Source organism: Brevibacillus fluminis (assembly GCF_052072235.1).
Taxonomy (GTDB): Bacteria; Bacillota; Bacilli; order Brevibacillales; family Brevibacillaceae; genus Brevibacillus_D; species Brevibacillus_D fluminis_A.
The window spans coordinates 2,608,052-2,629,116 of sequence record NZ_CM125436.1; the positions used below are offsets into that span (position 1 = coordinate 2,608,052).

The 21,065-nt window shown below is 54.5% G+C and carries 18 protein-coding genes and 1 pseudogene; 17 read left to right on the forward strand and 2 right to left on the reverse strand.

The window, feature by feature from the left end; all coding sequences use genetic code 11:
* Positions 1–64 precede the first annotated feature (64 nt).
* Genes steA through ACTID9_RS12945 form a run of 3 tightly spaced genes read left to right on the forward strand, consistent with a single transcriptional unit; the run spans position 65 to position 2,740 of the window.
* The gene (gene steA, locus ACTID9_RS12935; RefSeq protein ID WP_441072575.1) at positions 65–1,216 is read left to right on the forward strand and encodes a putative cytokinetic ring protein SteA; all 1,152 of its coding nucleotides are present in this window, start codon (positions 65–67) and stop codon (positions 1,214–1,216) included.
* Positions 1,182–1,877: a glycosyltransferase family 2 protein gene (locus ACTID9_RS12940; protein WP_441071740.1), complete on the forward strand. Its 696-nt coding sequence runs from the start codon at positions 1,182–1,184 to the stop codon at positions 1,875–1,877. The genes steA and ACTID9_RS12940 overlap by 35 nt, the downstream gene beginning before the upstream one ends.
* Positions 1,865–2,740 (forward strand): UDP-N-acetylmuramyl pentapeptide phosphotransferase, encoded by an 876-nt coding sequence (locus ACTID9_RS12945; protein WP_441071742.1) that lies wholly within the window; start codon positions 1,865–1,867, stop codon positions 2,738–2,740. Before ACTID9_RS12940 ends, ACTID9_RS12945 begins: the two co-directional genes overlap by 13 nt.
* Positions 2,741–2,747: 7 nt before the next feature.
* Here ACTID9_RS12945 and ACTID9_RS12950 read toward each other — a convergent pair whose 3' ends face one another.
* Entirely contained in the window at positions 2,748–3,008 is a 261-nt protein-coding gene (locus tag ACTID9_RS12950) for a DUF2627 domain-containing protein (protein ID WP_122920795.1), read from the reverse strand.
* A gap of 237 nt (positions 3,009–3,245) precedes the next feature.
* Here ACTID9_RS12950 and ACTID9_RS12955 point away from each other — a divergent pair, with 237 nt between their 5' ends.
* From ACTID9_RS12955 to ACTID9_RS13005, 11 genes are all read left to right on the forward strand, one after another.
* Positions 3,246–5,024: a sigma 54-interacting transcriptional regulator gene (locus ACTID9_RS12955; protein ID WP_441072577.1), complete on the forward strand. Its 1,779-nt coding sequence runs from the start codon at positions 3,246–3,248 to the stop codon at positions 5,022–5,024.
* Between the two features lie 214 nt (positions 5,025–5,238).
* Complete coding sequence (locus tag ACTID9_RS12960; protein WP_441071746.1) at positions 5,239–6,330, forward strand: Leu/Phe/Val dehydrogenase; 1,092 nt, start codon at positions 5,239–5,241, stop codon at positions 6,328–6,330.
* 113 nt (positions 6,331–6,443) lie between these two features.
* The gene (gene lpdA / locus ACTID9_RS12965; RefSeq protein WP_441071748.1) at positions 6,444–7,865 is read left to right on the forward strand and encodes a dihydrolipoyl dehydrogenase; all 1,422 of its coding nucleotides are present in this window, start codon (positions 6,444–6,446) and stop codon (positions 7,863–7,865) included.
* A 19-nt stretch (positions 7,866–7,884) separates the two neighbouring features.
* Entirely contained in the window at positions 7,885–8,883 is a 999-nt protein-coding gene (locus ACTID9_RS12970; protein ID WP_441071750.1) for a thiamine pyrophosphate-dependent dehydrogenase E1 component subunit alpha, read from the forward strand.
* 13 nt (positions 8,884–8,896) lie between these two features.
* On the forward strand, positions 8,897–9,880 hold the full coding sequence (locus ACTID9_RS12975) for an alpha-ketoacid dehydrogenase subunit beta (protein WP_441071752.1): 984 nt from the start codon (positions 8,897–8,899) through the stop codon (positions 9,878–9,880).
* A gap of 19 nt (positions 9,881–9,899) precedes the next feature.
* Entirely contained in the window at positions 9,900–11,234 is a 1,335-nt protein-coding gene (locus ACTID9_RS12980; protein WP_441071754.1) for a dihydrolipoamide acetyltransferase family protein, read from the forward strand.
* Positions 11,235–11,502: 268 nt separating this feature from the next.
* Positions 11,503–13,686: a copper amine oxidase N-terminal domain-containing protein gene (locus ACTID9_RS12985; protein WP_441071756.1), complete on the forward strand. Its 2,184-nt coding sequence runs from the start codon at positions 11,503–11,505 to the stop codon at positions 13,684–13,686.
* Between the two features lie 216 nt (positions 13,687–13,902).
* Entirely contained in the window at positions 13,903–14,355 is a 453-nt protein-coding gene (mce, locus tag ACTID9_RS12990; RefSeq protein WP_441071758.1) for a methylmalonyl-CoA epimerase, read from the forward strand.
* A gap of 8 nt (positions 14,356–14,363) precedes the next feature.
* On the forward strand, positions 14,364–15,908 hold the full coding sequence (locus tag ACTID9_RS12995) for an acyl-CoA carboxylase subunit beta (RefSeq protein WP_441072579.1): 1,545 nt from the start codon (positions 14,364–14,366) through the stop codon (positions 15,906–15,908).
* Between the two features lie 107 nt (positions 15,909–16,015).
* Positions 16,016–17,131 (forward strand): M20/M25/M40 family metallo-hydrolase, encoded by a 1,116-nt coding sequence (locus tag ACTID9_RS13000; protein WP_441071760.1) that lies wholly within the window; start codon positions 16,016–16,018, stop codon positions 17,129–17,131.
* 110 nt (positions 17,132–17,241) lie between these two features.
* Positions 17,242–18,447 carry a DUF3866 family protein gene (locus tag ACTID9_RS13005; RefSeq protein WP_441071762.1) on the forward strand — a complete coding sequence of 402 codons (1,206 nt, stop codon included), beginning with the start codon at positions 17,242–17,244 and terminating at the stop codon, positions 18,445–18,447.
* A gap of 4 nt (positions 18,448–18,451) precedes the next feature.
* Here the strand turns inward: ACTID9_RS13005 and ACTID9_RS13010 are convergent.
* A pseudogene (locus ACTID9_RS13010) lies at positions 18,452–18,508 on the reverse strand (hypothetical protein); the annotation flags it as partial.
* 112 nt (positions 18,509–18,620) lie between these two features.
* On the opposite strand from ACTID9_RS13010, the gene ACTID9_RS13015 reads away from it, so the two are divergent.
* The 3 genes from ACTID9_RS13015 to spoIIM all read left to right on the forward strand — a co-directional run bounded on the left by ACTID9_RS13015 (position 18,621) and on the right by spoIIM (position 21,060).
* Positions 18,621–19,181 carry an NUDIX domain-containing protein gene (locus tag ACTID9_RS13015; RefSeq protein WP_441071764.1) on the forward strand — a complete coding sequence of 187 codons (561 nt, stop codon included), beginning with the start codon at positions 18,621–18,623 and terminating at the stop codon, positions 19,179–19,181.
* Positions 19,174–20,358, forward strand: a complete 1,185-nt coding sequence (locus tag ACTID9_RS13020) for an endonuclease Q family protein (RefSeq protein WP_441071768.1) — start codon at positions 19,174–19,176, stop codon at positions 20,356–20,358. Before ACTID9_RS13015 ends, ACTID9_RS13020 begins: the two co-directional genes overlap by 8 nt.
* Positions 20,359–20,433: 75 nt before the next feature.
* Complete coding sequence (gene spoIIM / locus ACTID9_RS13025) at positions 20,434–21,060, forward strand: stage II sporulation protein M (RefSeq protein ID WP_441071769.1); 627 nt, start codon at positions 20,434–20,436, stop codon at positions 21,058–21,060.
* The last annotated feature ends 5 nt before the right edge of the window (positions 21,061–21,065 follow it).

Below are 21,065 nucleotides of genomic sequence, written 5' to 3' on the forward strand. Positions count from 1 at the left end.
TTTTGCCCGAGCGCATGATCAGCACCAAGATTTCCCATACTAAAAGCAGGAGGTGGGAGGCTTGGTGCGTCGAATGGGGACATCCTCCGTTCTGCTCCGATCACAGCTTGTGATGGATCGCAGAACCAAACAGGCCAGCCGCAGGGCAAAGCCGGGTCAGATTGCGATCATCGACCATTCTGACGTGGACGAGCTGGCGGCTGAAGCGCTGATTGAAGCAAAAGTGAGTGCGGTCATCAATTCTTCCGCGTTTTTGACAGGTTTGTATCCGGCCACGGGGGCCAAACGGCTTCTGGAAGCAGGCGTTTTGCTCTACCAAACCGTAGAGCCGTTGTTCGAGCGGTCAGAAGGGGAAGAAGTCTTATACGAAGGGTGCGAGGCGGCGATCGCCGGAACGCGGCTGTACGTTCGCCCCGCAAAGGAATGGATACCATGTTCGCTGCTCATCCCTGTCACACATGAGCAGATCAAAAACCAAATGGAAGAGGCCGCCACACAATCGAAAGCGGTGCTGTCAAGCTTCCTGGACAACACGTTCGAGTACGCGGTGAAAGAAAAAGCGCTCATTCTTGAACCGCTGCCAAAAGTGTCGCTGCGAACCCGCATGGCAGATCGGCATGTGGTCGTCGTATCGCGCGGCAAATACTACAAGGAAGATGTGCAGCTTATTCGCGGCTATATCGACCGGAAGCAACCGGTGATCATCGCCGTGGATGGTGCGGCTGACGCGCTGCTAGACCTTGGGATCATGCCAGACCTCATCATCGGGGATATGGACAGCTTGTCCGATCAGGCGCTATGCTGCGGCGCGGAGCTGGTTGTGCATGCGTATCTCGACGGCCGCGCCCCCGGAGGCGAGCGCGTGGAAGCCCTCGGCCTGCCGTTTGTCCGGCTGCCCGCACCTGGTACGAGCGAAGATGCGGCATTGCTTTTGGCAGACGACCAACAAGCTTCCTTGATCGTATCGGTGGGGACGCATAGCAGCATGATGGATTTTCTGGAAAAAGGACGAAAAGGCATGGGGAGCACCTTGCTGACGAGAGCCAGGCTCGGTTCCAAGCTAATTGATGCGAAAGGGCTGAGCCAGCTTGCGCAAGCGGACGTGGTCGTTTCAACCCCCGTGCGTCAGCCCCGTTTGTTCGAGACGCTTTATACCATGGTAAAGGAGTGGCGAGCGCAGCGTGAACAAAGTGAGCATCGTGATTCCGGCCTATAACGAGGAGCAGCATATCGCTTCCACGCTCGCTGCCATTCGGACATGGGCATCCGATGCGGAATGCATTGTGGTCGACGATGGCAGCCGCGACAAGACGGCGATGCTGGCTGCGCTTCATGCCGATCGGGTGATCTCTTTGCCCGCTAACAGAGGAAAAGGCTTTGCGCTGCAGACAGGCTGGGAACACGCAAAAGGGGACGTGCTCCTTTTGCTCGATGCCGATTTGGAGGAGAGCGCGAAACAAGCCGTTCAGTTGCTCGCGCCAGTCATGGGCGGCAAATGCGATATGGCGATCGCTGTTCTGCCAAGGCCGCCGCAAAAAATCGGCCTCGGCCTTGCCAAAGGACTCGCACGCTATGGCATCCGGACATTAACGGGCTTTGTCCCGCAAGCACCGCTTTCCGGCCAGCGGGCCGTGCGCAAGGAAGTTCTGCAAGCAGTGAGGCGTTTGGATGACGGATTCGGCATCGAGGTCGGGCTGACGATCGACGCGCTGCGTGCAGGCTTTCGCGTGCGCGAGGTACCGGTACCTTTTACGCATCGGCAAACCGGCAACGATTGGCACGGCTATTGGCACCGCGGGCGGGAATTTCTTGCAGTAGGACGAGCGCTGGGACGCAAATGGCAGGAAGGCAAAGTGGTGTCGACATGGCTGAGATAGAGGCTCTGCTCTTTTTGATGCTGGCGTTTGCGCTGCCGCTGTTTTTTCATCTTGTCTTTTATCGGTACACGCTTGCATGGCTGTGCAAGACCGACATGGTTTGCCGCAATTACCGGGGTGAACGGCTGCCGACAGGGGGCGGGGTCCTGCTAGCCATGTCAGTGACCATCAGCATGCTGATCCTCTATCTGCTCACGTCGCCTTGGGGGATCGACCGCGAATTCAGCCTCTTTTTATGCGGGTCTGTGGCCATGACCTTTTGGGGCTGGCAAGACGATCGCTCACAGGAAACGACGGTAAAGGGCATGCGCGGCCATTTTATGACGCTTTGGCGGGAACAGCGGATGACAAGCGGCTTCCTCAAAGCGTGGGGCGTGCTTGGAACCTCCCTGCTGCTGTCGATCGCCCTTTCGCCGCAGGGCTGGGACGTGCTGGTCAACACGCTTGTTCTTGCGCTTTTCGCGAATTTGATCAACCTGTTTGATTTGCGGCCGGGGCGGGCGATCAAGGTGTTTTGGCTGTTTATGATCGTTCTTTTCGTGGCAAGCGGAGAAGTGATCGCGGGCATGATCTGGCCTTGGCTGATCCCGATTGTGACGGCTACCTTGCTGTTTTATATCGCGGATGCGCGGGGAAAAGTGCTGCTTGGCGACACCGGAGCCAATTACCTCGGCTTCATTCTCGGATTTTACACCGTGACCTTGGTCGATTCCGTTGTCAAAACAGCCCTGCTGGTTTTGTTGATCGGGCTGCATCTGCTGGCGGAGCGGGTATCGTTTTCGCATATTATCGCGTCGATTGGCTGGCTGCAAAAATTAGACCGCCTCGGCACGGTGGCCGGGCGGTCAGACAAGCAAACATAATGGAGCGCTATTCTTCGTCGTCCGGCTCCGGTTTCATGAAGCGCGGTTGCACGCGGTTGCGCTTCCGGTCATGGTGAAGGATGAACCCGCCGATGAAGATCACAGGCAAAACGAACAGCACGAATCCGCCCAACAGCTTGATCCAGGCGAAATCGGACATGGCGGGATTGAAAAACTCATAGAAGGCATCCCGCATCAACTTTATCCCTAAACCGGCGATGGCAGCCGGAATCACCATGATGAAAAGGGCAACGATTTTTTGACCCATATACGCACACATCCTTTGACTTGCAGTTAAGAACCATCATATCGGATGGACGGAGCTTGTTCAATGCGGAAAATGCGATAAAATAAGGTCGAATGCTGCATGGGTGGGGGGAAAATCGGGATGCAGTCACTTTTGGTAGTGGGTCCTGCCGAAAAGCTTGCCAAGCTGCGGGAGCAGGCGGAGCAGCAGGGCGATATCCGCATCATAGAGGAGCCGGACGGGAACACGGAAGAATGGATGCGCATCATTCGCAAACAGGAAGAAACGCTGACGATGCTGTTGCACAGCAAGCGAGAGTATGAGACAATGCTGAACTCCACGCATGACGCCATCATCGGGGTCAATCAGGAGGGAATCATCACCCTTTTCAATAAAGCGGCGGAGCGGCTGATCGGGATCGATGCGGCCCAAGTCTTGGGAACGCGCGCCGAAAACAGCATTGACAGCACGCGACTACATATCGTTTTGGAAACGGGTCAGCCCGAATTGAATCAAGAGCAAATTTTACCCAACGGGACGCGCATCATCACCAACCGGGTGCCGGTGCGCTCGGAAACCGGAGAAATCTGGGGGGCGGTCGCGATCTTTCGCGACATGACCGATGTGATGGCACTCGTGGAAGAAATATCGGATTTGAAGGAATTGAAAAGCATGCTGCAGGCGATCATCCATTGTTCCGATGAAGCGATCTCGGTTGTCGATGCCGACGGGATCGGCTTGCTGATCAATCCGGCGTACACGCGCCTGACCGGTCTTGCTCCGGAAGATGTGATTGGCAAGCCAGCCAATGTCGACATTTTCGACCAGGAAAGCATGCACATGCGCGTGCTCCAAACGCAAAAACCCGTGCGTCGGAAACCGATGAAAGTGGGGCCGAAGCGCAAGGACGTCATCGTCAACATCACGCCTGTCATGGTGGATGGCCATTTGCGCGGCAGCGTCGGCGTCATCCATGACGTGACAGAATTAAAGGCACTTGGCGAGGAGCTGGAAAAAGCGCGGCAGATGATTCGGACGCTGGAGGCCAAATACACGTTCGAGGAAATCGTCGGCAAAAGCGAGCCGATGCGCATCGCGATCGAGCAAGCCAAAACAGCGGCGCTTACGCCGGCGACGGTGCTCTTGCGCGGGGAGTCCGGAACAGGCAAGGAACTGTTCGCACACGCGATCCATAACGAAAGCGAACGCAAGTACAACCAGTTTATTCGCGTCAACTGCGCAGCGATCCCGGAATCACTGTTGGAAAGCGAGCTGTTCGGCTACGAGGCAGGGGCGTTCACCGGTGCGCTGCGGGGCGGGAAGCGCGGATTGTTTGAAGAAGCCTCGGGCGGCACGATCTTTTTGGACGAGATCGGCGATTTGCCCAACACGATGCAGGTGAAATTGCTGCGCGTTTTGCAAGAGCGGGAGCTGGTGCGGGTCGGCGGGACGAAAGCGATCCCTGTGGATGTGCGCATCATCGCAGCCACGCATGTGAATCTGGAGTCGGCGATTCGTAACGGCAGCTTCCGGGAGGATTTGTACTATCGGCTGAATGTGGTTCCCATCCATATTCCGCCGCTGCGGCAGCGCAGGGAGGACATTCATTCCCTGGTCGGCTTCCTGTTGAAAAAATTCAACGCGGAGTACGGGCGCAATGTGGAAGAGATCGATCCCCGCACGCTGACCATTCTGCAAGCGTACCATTGGCCAGGCAATGTGCGGGAGCTGGAAAACGTGCTCGGCAGGGCGATGATCAACATGCGCTATAACGAGACGATCATTTTGCCCAGCCATTTGCCGCCGTTATCCCAGCAGGCAAAAACGAGCGCCGAGCTTACCCGGGAAACGCAAGCTAAGCCAGAGGGGACGCTGAAGGAAGCGATGGATGAGGCAGAAAAATCATTCATTGTAAAGACATTGGCCGCCTGCAAGGGCAACCGGACGCAAACGGCCAAACAGTTGGGCATTTCCTTGCGCAGCCTGTACTACAAGCTCGAAAAGTACGGGATGGCAGAACCGGAAGAAGAATCGTAATGCAAAAAAATGCATGCAAATTTTTGCAGCATTGTGCAAAATGCTGCACAGTTTGTCGATGGAGATTTTGAGCAGACGCAGGAAAATGAAGCGCTTTCAAATGCTTGTTTTGTTGGCATAACTTTTGCAATATACATAGCCGAACACTTCAAAGCGAAACCTATTATAAGGTTTTGTGCCAATGCGAACGTGCAATCATAGGGAGGCTTCATCCATGCAAATTTTTGACTATCTACAACGTTACGATTACGAACAGCTTCTGTTCTGCCAAGACGAGGCATCTGGTTTGCGAGCAATCATTGCGATTCATGATACAACATTAGGTCCTGCGCTTGGCGGAACACGCATGTGGACCTATCAAACCGAGGAAGACGCGATCATCGACGCACTGCGTCTGGCGCGCGGCATGACGTACAAGGCAGCAGCAGCCGGCCTGAATCTGGGCGGGGGCAAAACGGTGATTTTGGGCGATCCGCGCAAAGACAAGAGCGAAGAGCTGTTCCGCGCGTTCGGCCGCTTCATTCAAGGCTTGAACGGCCGCTATATCACGGCGGAAGATGTCGGCACAACGGTTGCGGATATGGACATGATCCATCTGGAAACCAATTACGTGACCGGCGTTTCCCCAGCCTTCGGCTCCAGCGGCAACCCTTCTCCGGTGACTGCCTACGGCGTTTACCGCGGGATGAAGGCTGCGGCAAAAGTGGCGTATGGCACCGATAACTTGTCCGGCAAGGTCGTCGCGGTGCAAGGCGTCGGAAACGTCGCATATAATCTTTGTAGACATCTTCACGAGGAAGGCGCTCATCTGATCGTGACGGATATTAACGAAGAAAACGTCAACCGCGCTGTAAACGATTTCGGAGCGAAAGCGGTCGGCGTCCATGAGATTTTCTCCGTCGAATGCGACATTTTCGCACCGTGCGCGCTTGGCGCCATCATCAACGACGACACGATTCCGGTCATCAAGGCGAAGGTAATTGCCGGCGCAGCGAACAATCAGCTGAAAGAAGAGCGTCATGGCGATGAGATTCATCAAAAGGGCCTGATTTACGCGCCTGATTACGTCATCAATGCCGGTGGCCTGATCAACGTGGCGGATGAGCTGCATGGCTATAACCGCGAGCGCGCGATGAAAAAAGTAGAGACGATCTACGATAACATTACCAAAGTATTCGAGATTTCCGCACGCGACAACATCGCTTCTTACAAAGCGGCAGACCGGATGGCTGAAGAGCGGATCGCCCGCCTCGCGAAATCGCGGAGCACGTTCCTGCGCGACGGCAAATCGGTTTACAGCAAGTAAACGCAGGCAAGGCAGCTGTCAGACGGTGGGGCGGCCTTACATGACCGGCCCCCCGGTTTCCTTGCTGTGTCGCGGCGTGTCCGAACTATTTGAATTAAAAGGAGATAACGCAGATGTCTCAAGAGTTCGATTTGGTTGTTTTGGGTGGCGGTCCTGGCGGTTATGTGGCTGCGATTCGCGCAGCACAGCTCGGGATGAAAGTTGCGATTGTAGAAAAGGAGAAGCTGGGGGGCACATGCCTGAACCGTGGCTGCATTCCTTCCAAAGCATTGCTGCGCAGTGCTGAAGTTTATGCGACCATGAAAGAAAGCGACAAGTACGGAATCGTCGCGGACAACATCGGGGTCCAATTCGATAAAGTACAGGCCCGCAAAGCGAGCATTATCGAATCCCAGCTCAAAGGCTTGAACTATTTGATGAGCAAAGGGAAAATCCAGGTGTTTTCCGGCTTGGGCCGCGTCATGGGACCGTCTATCTTTTCACCGCAAGCAGGCGCTGTACGTATTGAAAAAGCAGATGGCGACCAGGAAATCATCGTGCCGAAGTTCTTGCTGCTGGCCACTGGTTCCCGACCGCGCACGCTGCCAGGCCTTGCCGTCGACGGCGAATATGTGCTGACGAGCGACGAAGCGTTGGAACTGGCTGAACTGCCAAAATCCATGCTGATTGTCGGCGGTGGCGTGATTGGGATTGAGTGGGCATCACTATTGAGCGATTTCGGCGTCGAGGTGACAGTGATCGAGGCAGCAGAGCGCATCCTGCCGCAAGAAGACGAAGAAATCAGCAAGGAAATGCAACGTTTGTTAAAGAAACGGAAGGTTAAACTGGTAACAGGTGCCAAGCTGCTGACGGACAGCGTGACAAAGGAAGCGGGCCAAATCACCGTCTCTGCCGAATTGGCGGGGGGGACGCAAAGCTTTACGGCCGACAAGCTGCTCGTATCCGTCGGAAGAGCTGCGAATGTGGAAAACATCGGGCTTGAGGCAACCGAGATCAAGGTCGAACGCGGCGTCATCGTCGTGAACGAGCACTATCAGACAGCCGAGTCTCACATTTATGCGATTGGCGACTGCATCGGCGGCTTGCAGCTGGCGCATGTGGCATCGCATGAAGGCATCGCCGCAGTTGAGCATATCGCCGGGCTCCCTACACACCAGCTGGATGCAACAAAAGTTCCGAAATGTACATACAGCCGCCCGGAAGTGGCAAGCGTCGGCTTGACCGAGCAAGAAGCAAAAGACAAGGGCTATCAAGTGAAGGCTGGCAAATTTTCGTTCAAAGCGATCGGGAAAGCGTTGGTCTATGGCGAAACCGACGGCTTTGTCAAAGTCGTTGTCGATGCGAAGACAAACGATTTGCTCGGCGTTCATATGATCGGGCCGCATGTGACCGAAATGATCGCAGAAGCGAATCTGGCGCGTGTGCTCGATGCGACACCTTGGGAAATCGCGCAGACGATTCATCCGCATCCGACCTTGTCGGAAGCAATCGCTGAAGCAGCATTGGCTGTGGACGGCAAATCCATACACGCATAAAGAAATCGGAGGGAGTAGGATGGCGATTACGGCAAAACGTCATGAAGCAGTCGGTCTGACCGACGAACAGGTGCTGGAGATGTATCGATACATGCTTTTGGCGCGCAAAATTGATGAGCGTCAATGGCTGCTCAATCGGGCAGGTAAAGTGCCATTTGTCATTTCGTGCCAAGGTCAAGAGGCAGCACAGGTCGGTGCGGCGTTCGCATTTGACAAGAAAAATGATTTCGCCTGCCCATATTACCGCGACTTAGGGCTCGTGCTCGTTTTCGGGCAAACAGCCCGCGATTGCATGCTGTCGGCTTTTGCAAAAGCGGATGACCCGAACAGTGGCGGACGACAAATGCCAGGCCACTTTGGCGGCAAAAAATATAACATTTTGACGGGTTCCAGCCCGGTGACGACGCAAGTTCCCCACGCGGTTGGGATGGCGCTTGCCGGCAAACTGACGGGTAAAAATCCGGTGATTTTCACATCGTTTGGAGAAGGCTCCAGCAATCAGGGCGATTTCCACGAAGGCGCCAACTTTGCGGGCGTTCACAAGCTGCCGGTGATTTTTTTCTGCGAAAACAACAAATATGCGATTTCGGTACCGTTGAAAAAGCAGCTCGCTTGCGACAGCGTTGCAGACCGTGCGATCGGCTACGGATTCCCGGGCGTAAGCGTTGACGGAAACGACCCGATCGAGGTGTACCGCGTCGTCAAAGAAGCGGTCGACCGCGCGCGCGCAGGCTATGGGCCGACATTGATCGAGGCTGTGGCGTATCGCTTGGTGCCGCACTCCAGCGATGACGATGACCGTGTGTATCGCAGCCGTGAAGAAGTGGAGGAAGCAAAGCAGAAGGACCCGCTCCTGAGCTTTGCCGCTTACTTGACGGAAGTGGGCATTTTGACCGAGGAGAAACAACGCGCGATCGCGGAAGAAGTGCAGAAAGAAGTGGACGAGGCAACCGAGTATGCGGAGAACGCACCATATCCCGCACCTGAATCTGCACTCCGTTTTGTCTACGAAGAATAGGGGGGACGAAAGAATGGCAGTCATGTCGTACATCGATGCCATTACGTTGGCAATGCGCGAAGAGATGCGCAACGATCCGAACGTATTTGTTTTGGGAGAGGATGTCGGCGTTCGCGGGGGGGTGTTCCGCGCAACCGTCGGCCTCATCGAGGAGTTTGGCGAGCAACGCGTGATGGATACGCCGCTTGCCGAGTCGGCCATCGTTGGCGTGGCGATTGGCGCGGCCGCTTATGGGATGCGTCCGATCGCGGAAATTCAGTTCGCTGATTTCATCATGCCCGCCGTTAACCAAATCGTCAGCGAAGCGGCAAAAATGCGCTATCGCTCCAATAATGACTGGAACTGCCCGCTCGTTGTGCGCGCTCCTTTTGGCGGCGGCGTGCATGGGGCATTGTACCATTCGCAATCGGTTGAAGCGATGTTCACGAACGTGCCAGGCTTGAAAGTCGTCGTACCATCGACGCCTTTCGATGCAAAAGGGCTTTTGAAAGCGGCGATTCGCGACAACGACCCTGTGCTGTTCTTTGAGCATAAACGCTGCTATCGTCTGATCAAAGGAGAGGTTCCGGAAACGGATTACACCGTTCCGATCGGCAAAGCGGATGTAAAGCGCGAAGGCGACGATATTACGGTCATTTCCTACGGGATGACGCTGCATTTCGCGCTGCAGGCGGCGGAAAAGCTTGCAGCCGAGGGCATCAGCGCGCATGTGCTCGATTTGCGCACGCTGTATCCGCTTGACAAGGAAGCGATTATCGAAGCTGCTTCGAAAACAGGCAAAGTGCTGATCATTCATGAAGATAACAAAGAAGGCGGCGTAGGCGGGGAAGTGTCCGCCATCATTGCGGAGCATTGCCTCTTCGACTTGGATGCGCCGATCAAGCGTCTGTGCGGCCCGGATGTTCCGGCGATGCCATACAGCCCGCCGTTGGAAAAGTTTTTCATGCTCACACCGGAAAAAGTGGAGCAAGCAATGCGTGAACTGGCGCACTTTTAGGAGCTGAGGAGGACGTACAATGGCTACAAAAGTCTTAATGCCCCAGCTGGGGGAAAGCGTCACGGAAGGAACGATTTCCAAATGGCTGGTCAAGGTTGGCGACTTCGTCAACAAATATGATTCATTGGCAGAAGTGAATACGGATAAAGTAAACGCGGAAGTGCCGTCTACGGTATCCGGACGCGTCAAAGAAATTTTGGTGGCGGAAGGGGAAACCGTCGCGGTCGGCACGCTGATCCTGTACATAGACGAAGCAGGCGTAGCGGTTGAAGCCGAAGCAGCGCCAGCACCGTCTGCTTCCCCCACCCTTGCGGCAACACCAGCCCCGGCTCCCTCCACCCCGGCTCCGGCAGCAGCGAAGCCTGCTGTCGTATCCGGTCCAGATTCCGTGAAAGCGCGGTTTTCTCCGGCTGTGCTGAAGCTCGCGCAGGAGCATGGCATCGACTTGTCACAGGTCGTCGGTACAGGTGCAGAAGGGCGGATTACCCGTAAAGACGTACAGGCGATCATCGATGCAGGCGGTCAAACGAGCCCGGCGCCGCAAGCGGTTCCTGCGGCGAATCAGGAACCCGCAGCGCCAACCGCGGCTCCGGCCCCCGTTCAGGCGGAAGCGCCGAAAGCAGCGCCCGCGCCTGCTGTTGACGTGCTGGCAGCACCAGGCGATCAGGTGATTCCGGTCACCCCGATCCGGAAAACGATCGCATCGCGGATGGTGCAGAGCAAACACGAAGCACCGCATGCGTGGACGATGGTGGAAGTGGACGTGACCAATCTGGTCAATTATCGTGCGCAAGTCAAAGATGAATTCAAGCGCAAGGAAGGCGTCAACCTGACCTTCTTGCCGTTCTTCATCAAGGCGGTCGTGGAAGCGCTGAAAGAATTCCCGATGATCAATTCCACATGGGCAGGCGACAAGATCATCGTGCGTAAAAATATCAACATCTCCCTGGCCGTGGCGACAGAGGACGCGCTTTTTGTGCCTGTGATCAAAGACGCGGACCAAAAATCGCTGCTGGGCATCGCCAAGTCGGTGGATGACCTGGCGGCACGTACGCGCGCAGGCAAACTGACGATGGATGATATGAGCGGCGGCACGTTTACGGTGAACAACACCGGCTCGTTCGGCTCTGTCCTCTCCGCGCCAATTATCAATGCGCCGCAAGCAGCGATCCTGAGCATCGAATCGATCGTGAAGCGCCCGGTCGTCATCAACGACATGATCGCGGTACGCTCCATGGTCAATCTGTGCCTCTCGCTGGATCATCGTGTGCTCGACGGTTTGATCTGCGGCCGTTTCCTGCAAAGCGTCAAACAAAAGCTGGAACAGATCGGACCGGAAACCAAGCTGTATTAAATGAAGCGATAGTCATGAAAGAGGGCAATTCCACCAGAAAAAAAGAGGCCGAAAGCCTCTTTTTTTCGTTTCCTGAAAGAATGCTGAAACATTCATCCAAGTTGTACGTCTTACTGGAAGAATATGATTTGTTGAGGAGTTGGCAGGAAGCAAGAAACAAAAAAGGATAAAAATTGCGCAATCATACCACAGTTCACTATTTTATGGTAAACTGGACACGTTCATTTCTTTGAATTAGATTTGAAAAGATAAACTGTAGGAGGTACCTATGAAAAAGCAAACCAAATTGATACCGCTGGCATTGGTAGCAGTATTGGCGACATCACCGTTCATAACGGCAGTGCCGAAAGCATATGCGCTTACATTTGATGGCATCGATGCCACTGATTACGGAACCGACGAAGAGGCCGACTATACCTTCGATGTTACAATTGGCAGTAAATTGTCCAAAGGCGACCAGATCACGATTCAATTCGACGACGAGTTCACGTTGGATGAAGATGGCGATGAGAATGACATCACTGTTGACGGATATGCCCCGAAAAAAGTGGAAGTCGATGATGACAAGAAGAGGATCGTTATCACGTTGAACAAAGACGTCTCCAAAGGTGATATTTCCATCGATGTCGACAACATCATCACCAATCCGGAAGATGCGGACAGCTATACCATCAAGATCGAAACGGATAACGAAGCAGCCAAATCGAAAACGGTTAAAATCAAAGACGGTTCCGGAAGCAGCAGCGGAAGCAAAAACAGCAGCAAATCGTTCGACCTCTCGCTTTCCGGCAAATACACCGAGGATAAAACCAAAATCACTTTGGGCGAATTCACGTTGAACGACAAGCTTGTTAAAGGTGATTACGTCTATGTGACGTTCCCGACCGATGACATGCTGCCAAGCAGCATCGATGAAAGCGATGTGGAAATCAACGGCGAGGAGCCAGATTCCGTTTCCGTCGTGAAGAGCAGCAACCAGGTCAAAATCGAGGTTCCGAAAGATGCGGCAGGCACGAAAGATTTGGAAATCGTCTTTTATGATTCTGCCAAAATCACCCTACCGTCCAAAGCAAAGAGCAGCTACTATATCAAAGTGAAATACAAAAGCACTACATACGAATCTGAAAGTTTTGAAGTGAAAAGCGGTTCTGGCAGCAGCAGCGGAAGCAGCTCCAGCAGCTCCGATTTTACCGTCAAGCTCGCTGACAATAGCCCTGGTGCACGTTCCAGCTATAATATCTCTCTTGATTTGGGGAAAGAGAAGCTGTCCTCCGGTGGATCGATCGAAATCGAATTCCCTTCGGCAGACATGATTCCCCCGATCTTGTCCGCTTCCAGCGTGATGATCAACGGTGACAAAGTAAGCTCGGCTACCTCCTATGGCAGCAAAGTGTATTTGAAAACGGCATCCAGCTTCAAATCGTCGAGCACCGTCAATATTATTTTTGATTACGACGCATACATCACCAACCCGAAAATGCCAGGCTCCGATTATGTACTGGTTGCAAGAACAGGCAGCAAAAACATCAAATCGGAAAAATTCACGATTTCCGGCAGCGTCGTAACCAACCCGACAACGCCAACGACTCCAACCACTCCAACCACGCCAACCACTCCGACTACTCCTGACACGCCGGTTGTGGCAAACAACAGCACAGCGACGATCGGGCTGACGAAATCGGCGTTGAACACGACAACCGGCATCAACATCGGTATCAAGGCTTTCGGATTGCCAGTCGCAGCGAACACCGATTTCATCGAGGTCGTGCTGCCGGTCGGCTTCCGTGTTCCGACCATCATGAATGCCGCTGCGGTGAAAGTGAATGGAGTACAACCAAGCTATGTCGCTACACGCGGTCAAAACCTGCTGATCTATCCGGCGCAAAACTTGCCGGTAAACGCGCCGGTATCGCTGTTGATCGCAGAGAGCGCAGGCATCGCGACGCCGGCGACCAAAAACGTGTACAGCATCGGTGTTTACACCTCGAAAGAGAAAAACCTGCTGTTCGCTCGTCCGGTAAGCGTGGGGGGCGCTGTGATTCCTCCAACGCAACCGCAACAACCGCAGCAGCCTAGCACAATCCCGGCAACTGCTGCACGCGTGAAGCTGAATGTTGCATCGTTCACGCTGAACAACAAATCGTATCCGTTGTCTGTCGCACCATACACACTCAACGGCAACACCCTCGTTCCCGCGCAATTTTTCAAAGAAGCGCTCTCGCTGACGACCCAGTGGAACAATACGACATGCGCAATCATCAGCGGCACGACCGTGATCAAATTCACGATTGGTTCCAACAAAGCGAAAGTGGGAAGCACGGAAGTAACCATGCCTGTAGCTGTACAGCTGAAAAACGGCATGCCGATGCTGCCGATTCGCATGATTGCGGACAATCTGAAATACAAAACCGGTTGGGATACGGCAACCGGCAGCGTATACATTTACAAATAAGCATCAAGCCGCTCCCTGACGTTGGTCAGGGAGTTTTCTTTTATTCGGAGCGGTTTATTCCTTATGCTCGAACGCGTGACGCTATGCTACAATGACAGAAGCAGTGAAAACGGAAGCAAACTCTTCTGATCATGGCCCACACAGCGGATGTTGACCGGGATCATCATTCGCAAAGAATGTGGATGGATGGAAGGGACACCATAAGGGGGAAAATTCATGGACCAGCCAAACAACGTCATTCAATCGCCAAACAAAATCGCGCACATCGGTATCGCGGTGAACAGCATTGAAGCAGCATTGCCTTTTTATACGCAGCATTTGGGTCTGCAGCTTGTCGGAATGGAGGAAGTGCCGAGCGAGCAGGTGCGGGTGGCATTTTTGGCGATTGGCGAATCGCGGTTTGAACTTTTGGAGCCGACGAGCGAGGAGAGCCCGATTGCCAAATTCATCGCCAAGCGGGGCGAAGGCATCCATCACATTGCCCTTGATGTGGATGATGTTGCCCGGCGGCTTGCCAAGCTGAAGGCGGACGGCGTAGCGCTTTTGAACGAACAGCCGAAAGCAGGCGCGCATGGGGCGCAAATCGGATTTTTGCATCCGAAAGCGGCACAGGGCGTTTTGTATGAGCTGTGCCAGTATCCGAAGGGGAATGGGGAGGAATCGCATTGAGCGATCAGATGTACCAAAAGATCGACGAGATGTACGAGCGAAAACGCAAGGTGGAACTCGGCGGCGGGGACGATCGGATCGATGCGCAGCATAAGCGGGGCAAACTGACCGCTCGCGAGCGGATCGACATTTTGCTTGACCGCCACAGCTTTGTGGAATTGCAGCCGTTCGTGAAGCACCGTGCGACCAATTTTGGCATGGATAAACTGGAAGCGCCCGGCGAGGGTGTCGTGACCGGCTATGGCACCATCAACGGCAGGCTCGTGTATGTGTTTGCGCAAGATTTTACCGTGTTCGGCGGTGCGCTCGGGGAGATGCATGCCAAGAAGATCGCCAACATCATGGACTTGGCGGCAAAAAACGGTGCGCCTGTCATCGGTCTCAATGATTCGGGCGGCGCGCGGATTCAAGAAGGCGTCGTCTCCCTTGATGGGTACGGGCATATCTTTTACCGAAACGCCATCTATTCCGGCGTCATCCCGCAAATTTCCGTCATTCTCGGTCCGTGTGCGGGTGGGGCCGTCTATTCTCCCGCCATTACCGATTTCGTTTTCATGGTCGAAAAAACGTCGCAAATGTTCATAACCGGCCCGAAGGTGATCGAGACGGTGACGGGTGAGAAAATTTCCAGCGAAGATTTGGGCGGGGCGGGCGTGCATTCGTCTGTCAGCGGCGTCGCCCACTTTACGGCTCCCCGAGAAGATGAGGTGCTCGATGAAGTCCGCCGCTTGCTCGGTTTTTTGCCGCAAAGCTACAAGGAAGAAACGCCGCGCGTTCCGTATCACGGCGAGCCGGGGGATTGGCTGGAAGACATTCTGGATGCTGTTCCGACCGCTGCGACGAAAGTGTATGACGTCAAAAAAGTGCTGCAAATGATTGTGGACCACCGCGATTTTTTGGAGGTGCAGCCGAATTTTGCGCGCAACATCGTAATCGGTTTCGGCCGCATCGAGGGGCAAAGCGTCGGCTTTATCGCGAACCAGCCAAAGGTAATGGCAGGCGGCTTGGATATCGATTCGTCCGACAAGCTGGCCCGATTCATCCGCACATGTGACGCGTTCAATATTCCGTTGGTTACCTTCGTCGACGTGACCGGCTTCTTCCCCGGAATCAACCAGGAGCACGGAGGAATTATCCGGCACGGTGCCAAAATTTTGTACGCTTATTCCGAGGCCACCGTTCCGAAAATCACGGTGATCACCCGCAAGGCATACGGTGGTGCTTATGTCGCGCTCAACTCGAAAGCGATCGGGGCGGATGTGGTCTATGCGTGGCCGAACGCAGAAATTGCCGTCATGGGGCCGGAGGGAGCAGCGCAGATCATTTTTGCCAAGGAGATTGAGCAAAGCGATGATCCGGCGGCAACCCGTCAAGCCAAAATCGCGGAATATCGCAGCGCATTCGCTAATCCGTACGTAGCCGCTGAAAACGGGATGGTCGATGATGTGATTGACCCGCGCGAAACCCGCAAATATTTGAAGAGCGCGCTCGCGATGCTGAAAAACAAGGAAGAGCACCGTCCGCGGAAAAAACACGGCAACATCCCGCTGTAACCCGCAGGCAAATTTCGCGCCTGAAGGGGTTGGTGAAAGCTCTTCCATGCGTTATACTGATACCATTACATAATAGTAGTAAAAATATTTTTACAGGAGGGTTTATCGTGATCAATCAAGAACGGTTGCTCAATGAGTTCCTTGAATTGGTTCAAATCGACAGTGAAACGAAGAATGAAGGCAACATTGCCAAAGTGTTGACGGAAAAGCTGACGGCTCTCGGCCTCACCGTCGAGCAAGACGATGCCGGCGAGAAAACAGGCCATGGTGCAGGCAACTTGTTCGCTACCTTGAAGGGGAATGCGAAAGGCCCGCGCCTGTTGTTCAGCAGCCATATGGACACGGTGGTACCAGGCGTCGGCGTAAAGCCGTCTGTGAAGGACGGGTATGTGTATTCGGATGGCACGACCATTTTGGGCGCAGATGACAAAGCGGGGATTTCCGCCATTTTTGAAGCGCTCCGCGTCATTCAGGAGCAAAAACTGCCGCACCCGGATATCCAAGTCGTGATCACGACCGGGGAAGAGTCCGGTCTGGTCGGTTCGCGCCATATGGATGAGAGCAAGCTTGCAGCAGACCTCGGCTTCATCCTCGATTCCAACGGCAAAGTGGGCGAGGTAATCGTCGCAGGTGCGGGACAATACCGCATTTACACCAAACTGTACGGGAAAGCAGCACATGCTGGCGTAAATCCGGAAGATGGCGTCAGCGCGATCACAGTGGCCAGCAAGGCGATCTCCCGCATGCCGCTGGGACGTCTGGATGAAGACACAACGGCAAACGTCGGCCGCTTTGAGGGTGGACGGGCGTTCAATATCGTAACCGATTATGTGGAAGTATGGTCGGAAGCGCGAAGCATGGTCATGGATAAGCTGGAAGCACAGGTGAAAAAAATGACGGACGCATTCGAATCCGCTGCAGCCGAAATGGGCGCACGATGCGAAAACGATGTCCGCTTCATGTATCATGGCTATAAATTCAGCCAAGACACGCCTGTCGTGCAAAAAGCGGCAGCTGCGCTGAAACGGATCGGGCGCGAGCCGTTCTACGAAAAGAGCGGTGGCGGCAGCGACGGAAACGTCTTCAACGGTTTGGGGGTTCCATCCGTAAATCTGGGAATTGGGTATGAGGAAATCCATACAACAAACGAGCGCATGCCGATCGAGGAATTGAACAAAGCGGCTGAACTGGTCGTAGCAATCGTAGCGGAATGCGTGGAATAAGCTTGTCAAAACAGCCGTCGGGTCAAAACCTGGCGGCTGTTTTGTACAGATAAAACAATTCTAGCTGCATCCGCTATCGCATAGCATGGTGAAGAATGGGGGGAGATGGCATGCAGCGACTGGCGCAGGCAACCGTAATCGGAATCGTGGAAGAGCGTGCTCCACTGCAAATTGTCAGTGTGGAGCTACACGAGAATAGGGAAATGGGCCAGGCGTTATACTACGCGGCAGGAGCGATGCCGTGCCGGATCGGGGACCAGGTACTGGTCAATACGACCGCGGTTCGCCAAGGGTTGGGCACGGGCGGCTACCATTTCATCGTAGCGAAGGTGGGGGCAGAGGAGGCGGATTACCAGCCGAATGCATGGGGGCATATTGTCAAAATGCGTTATTCGCCTGTGCAGATGACCGTTCCCGCTGTAGAGGAAGAGGAGAGCCCGCACCATCCGTTGTTTCTGGAGCGGGCAACAGAGACGCTCCAGCATGTTCCCGTCGTGATCGGAGAGCTGCATAGTCTGCTGCCTGTCATTTGCCTCGCGATTCACCATCTGGAGCATCAGGGATCAAGGCCGTTGCGGATCGCTTTCGTCATGCCGGATGGCGCATCGCTTCCCATCGCGATCAGTCGGCATGTCCATCAGCTGCGTGAACAAGGCATGCTTGCGGCAACGGTTACGACAGGCCAGGCGTGGGGAGGCGATCTGGAGGCGATCAACATCTATACCGGTTTGCTGGCAGCGAGGCACATCGCGCGAGCAGACGTGATCGTATGTTTGCTCGGACCAGGGGTGGCCGGTACTGCAACGCGGCTGGGTTTTTCCGGCATGCAGCTCGTCGAGGTTATGCATGCGGCGGCGACGCTTGGAGGTGTACCGCTTGTTGTCCCGCGCATCAGCTTTTCCGATCAGCGCGACCGGCATTTTGGCATCAGCCACCATACGATTACCATGCTGTCCCGGCATTTGCTGCTGCCTGTCGTTTTGCCGTTACCGGTGTTTTCCGACTCATTTCAGTCAAGATGGATCGAGCAGCAGCTATGCGATGCAGGAATCGTGACACGACATGCGGTGGTCAGGAGAAAAGCGCCGGATGTCGACCGATTGCTGCAACTGCAAGAACGCTATCCTTTATTGATCGAGACGATGGGACGGGGGATTGCGGTGGACCCGACACCTTTCCAAGCCGCCTATTGCGCCGCGATCTGTGCCGCCCGGTTAGGGGCCGATGTCGCTAGTGGAGATGCTTCCCTTGCACCTGATTTGCCGCCAGAAGCTCTTGCACCGTATTATGCCGATTGGCTAACTCGCGCAACGTAGCGCGAATCTCTTTTGCTTTTCCGACCATGCGCAATTGATTGGAGGTGATTTCCATTTTCATTGTTATCGCTCCTTTCGGCCGACGTGGACGTCGGACAAGCTTGTCTTAGTGCTACGATATGAGATAAGGTACACATATAGAACACAGCGTTTGGAAAGGAGCTTTGGAAATCGTGAGTGAAAAAGAGCCGCTCTATGAAAAAACCATCAGCAGCCAGCCGATCTATGACGGACGCATCATCAAGGTGAAGGTAGATGAGGTCGTGCTGCCAAACGGAAAGACGGCCAAGCGGGAGATCGTCAATCATCAAGGGGCGGTTGCGGTGATGGCACTGACTGATGACAACAAGCTTCTCGCAGTCCGTCAATTCCGCAAGCCGTTGGAGAGGTCGATCGTCGAGATCCCGGCAGGAAAGCTGGAGCGTGGGGAAGAGCCGATCGAGTGCGCACGCCGGGAGCTTTTGGAGGAGACTGGCTACACGGCAAAAGAGTTGACATTGCTCAGCTCCTTTTATACATCGCCCGGCTTTGCGGATGAAATTCTTCATCTGTTCGTCGCTACCGGATTAACCGCAGGGGAAGCCCAGCCGGATGAAGATGAATTCGTGGAAGTGCTCCACCTTTCGCTTGAAGAAGCGAGGCAGCTGCACACGGCGGGAGACATCCGCGATGCCAAAACCGTCGTTGCCTTGTTCGCCTGGGAAGCCAAAATGCTCGGAAGCAGCCATGTGTAGCACGACCCTTCCTGCGTTTTTTGCCGACCTGCACATCCATCTGGGCAGCACGATGAGCGGCAAGCCGGTGAAAATTACCGCTTCCCGCAAAATGACGCTGTCCGCTGTGCTGGAAGAAGCGTCCGAGCGCAAGGGCATCGAATTGATCGGAATTATCGACTCCCATGTGCCGGAAGTTCAGCAAGAGCTGCGCGAGCTGATGGATCGGGGACAAGCCATCCCTCTGAAGGAAGGCGGGGTTCGTTACAAACAAACGACACTCATCCTTGGTGCTGAGGTCGAGGTCAAGGAAGCGGGACGGGGAGAAGCGCATTTTCTCTGCTATGTGCCGACGCTCGATGCGATGCAGTCGTTTACCGGCTGGCTTGAGCGGCGCTGTCGCAATGTCACGCTTAGCTCGCAGCGGATCGACTGCACGATTGTACAGCTGCAGGAACAGGTCGCATCACTCGGGGGACTGGTGATTCCGGCACACATTTTTACGCCGCACAAAGGACTGTACGGAAGCTGCACGGATCACATGGCAGAGGTGGCGAACCCGGCGCTGTTTGCGGCAGTCGAACTTGGGCTTTCGTCCAATACGCAGATGGCGGATCAAATCAGCGAACTGCATCCTTTCCCCTTCGTGACCAATTCGGATGCGCATTCGCTTGCCAAAATCGGCAGGGAATACCAGTCGATCATGATGAAGGAGCCGAATTTTCACGAGTGGCGTCTCGCGCTCTCTCATGCGGAAGGACGCATGATCGCCGCCAACTATGGCCTGCATCCGGAGCTGGGGAAATACCACCAAACATCGTGCCAGGCATGTGGCACCCCATTTCCCAAAGAGGCGACGGAACGCTGTGCAGCCTGCGGAAAAAAAGCCGTGATTCGAGGCGTGGAAGAACGGATCAGACAGCTTGCCGATCTGGCGCCAGGCATTCATCCACCGCACCGCCCCGCGTATATCGAGCAGTTTCCGCTCGAATTTTTGCCAGGCATTGGACCGAAGCGGCGTGAACAGCTCTATCGGGAGTTCGGGACGGAAATGAACATTTTGCACCGAGTGGGGGAGGCCGATTTGAGCCGGGTAATTGGCGAGCTGGCGACGGTAATCATCCGTGCTCGCGCAGGGGAACTCGCAGTCAATGCGGGCGGTGCGGGCACATATGGCAAGGTGAAAATGGGGAAATAAGAGACAGGCGGCGTACTAGATTCAAGCCTGCTCGCATAAGGTAATCGTAAACCGCGAACAGGAGGAGAGTCTCACGTGCGCAAACGATTTGGACAAACGTTCCAGGCTTATTTGAACGAACATCAGACCTTGTATGTCTTCACCATCGTCCTGTTTGCCATGGGTGTGGTGTTTGGCGCCGTTCTTGTCAACTCGCTCGGCTTGTCCCAAAAAGAAGAGCTGCTGCGCTTTCTCGAATACTTTTTTTCCAATATGAACCGGGGAGGGCTGGCAGATCCGCAGCTTCATTTTCTGCAATCGTTCGCGTTTTATTTGAAAACGGTCGGGATCATGTGGATTTTGGGGCTGTCGATCATTGGCCTTCCGATGATTTTGCTGCTTCTTTTTCTCAAAGGCATCGTCGTCGGTTTCACCGTCGGATTTTTGGTGAGCCAGATGCAATGGCAAGGCGTGATGTATGCACTCGCAGGCGTCTTGCCGCAAAACATGCTGGTGGTACCGGCACTCATCTTGATCGGTGTAGGAGGAATCTCCTTTTCCTTGCGCCTGATCAAGACAAGGCTGCTGTCCAAACGGGATCAAATCATGCCCCACTTCCTGAGCTATTCGGTATTGGTGCTGGTCATGTTCAGCGTGTTGACCATCGCGGCCCTGTTTGAGACGTTCGTGTCCCCTGCGTTAATCCGCTATGCTACTAATTAAGAATT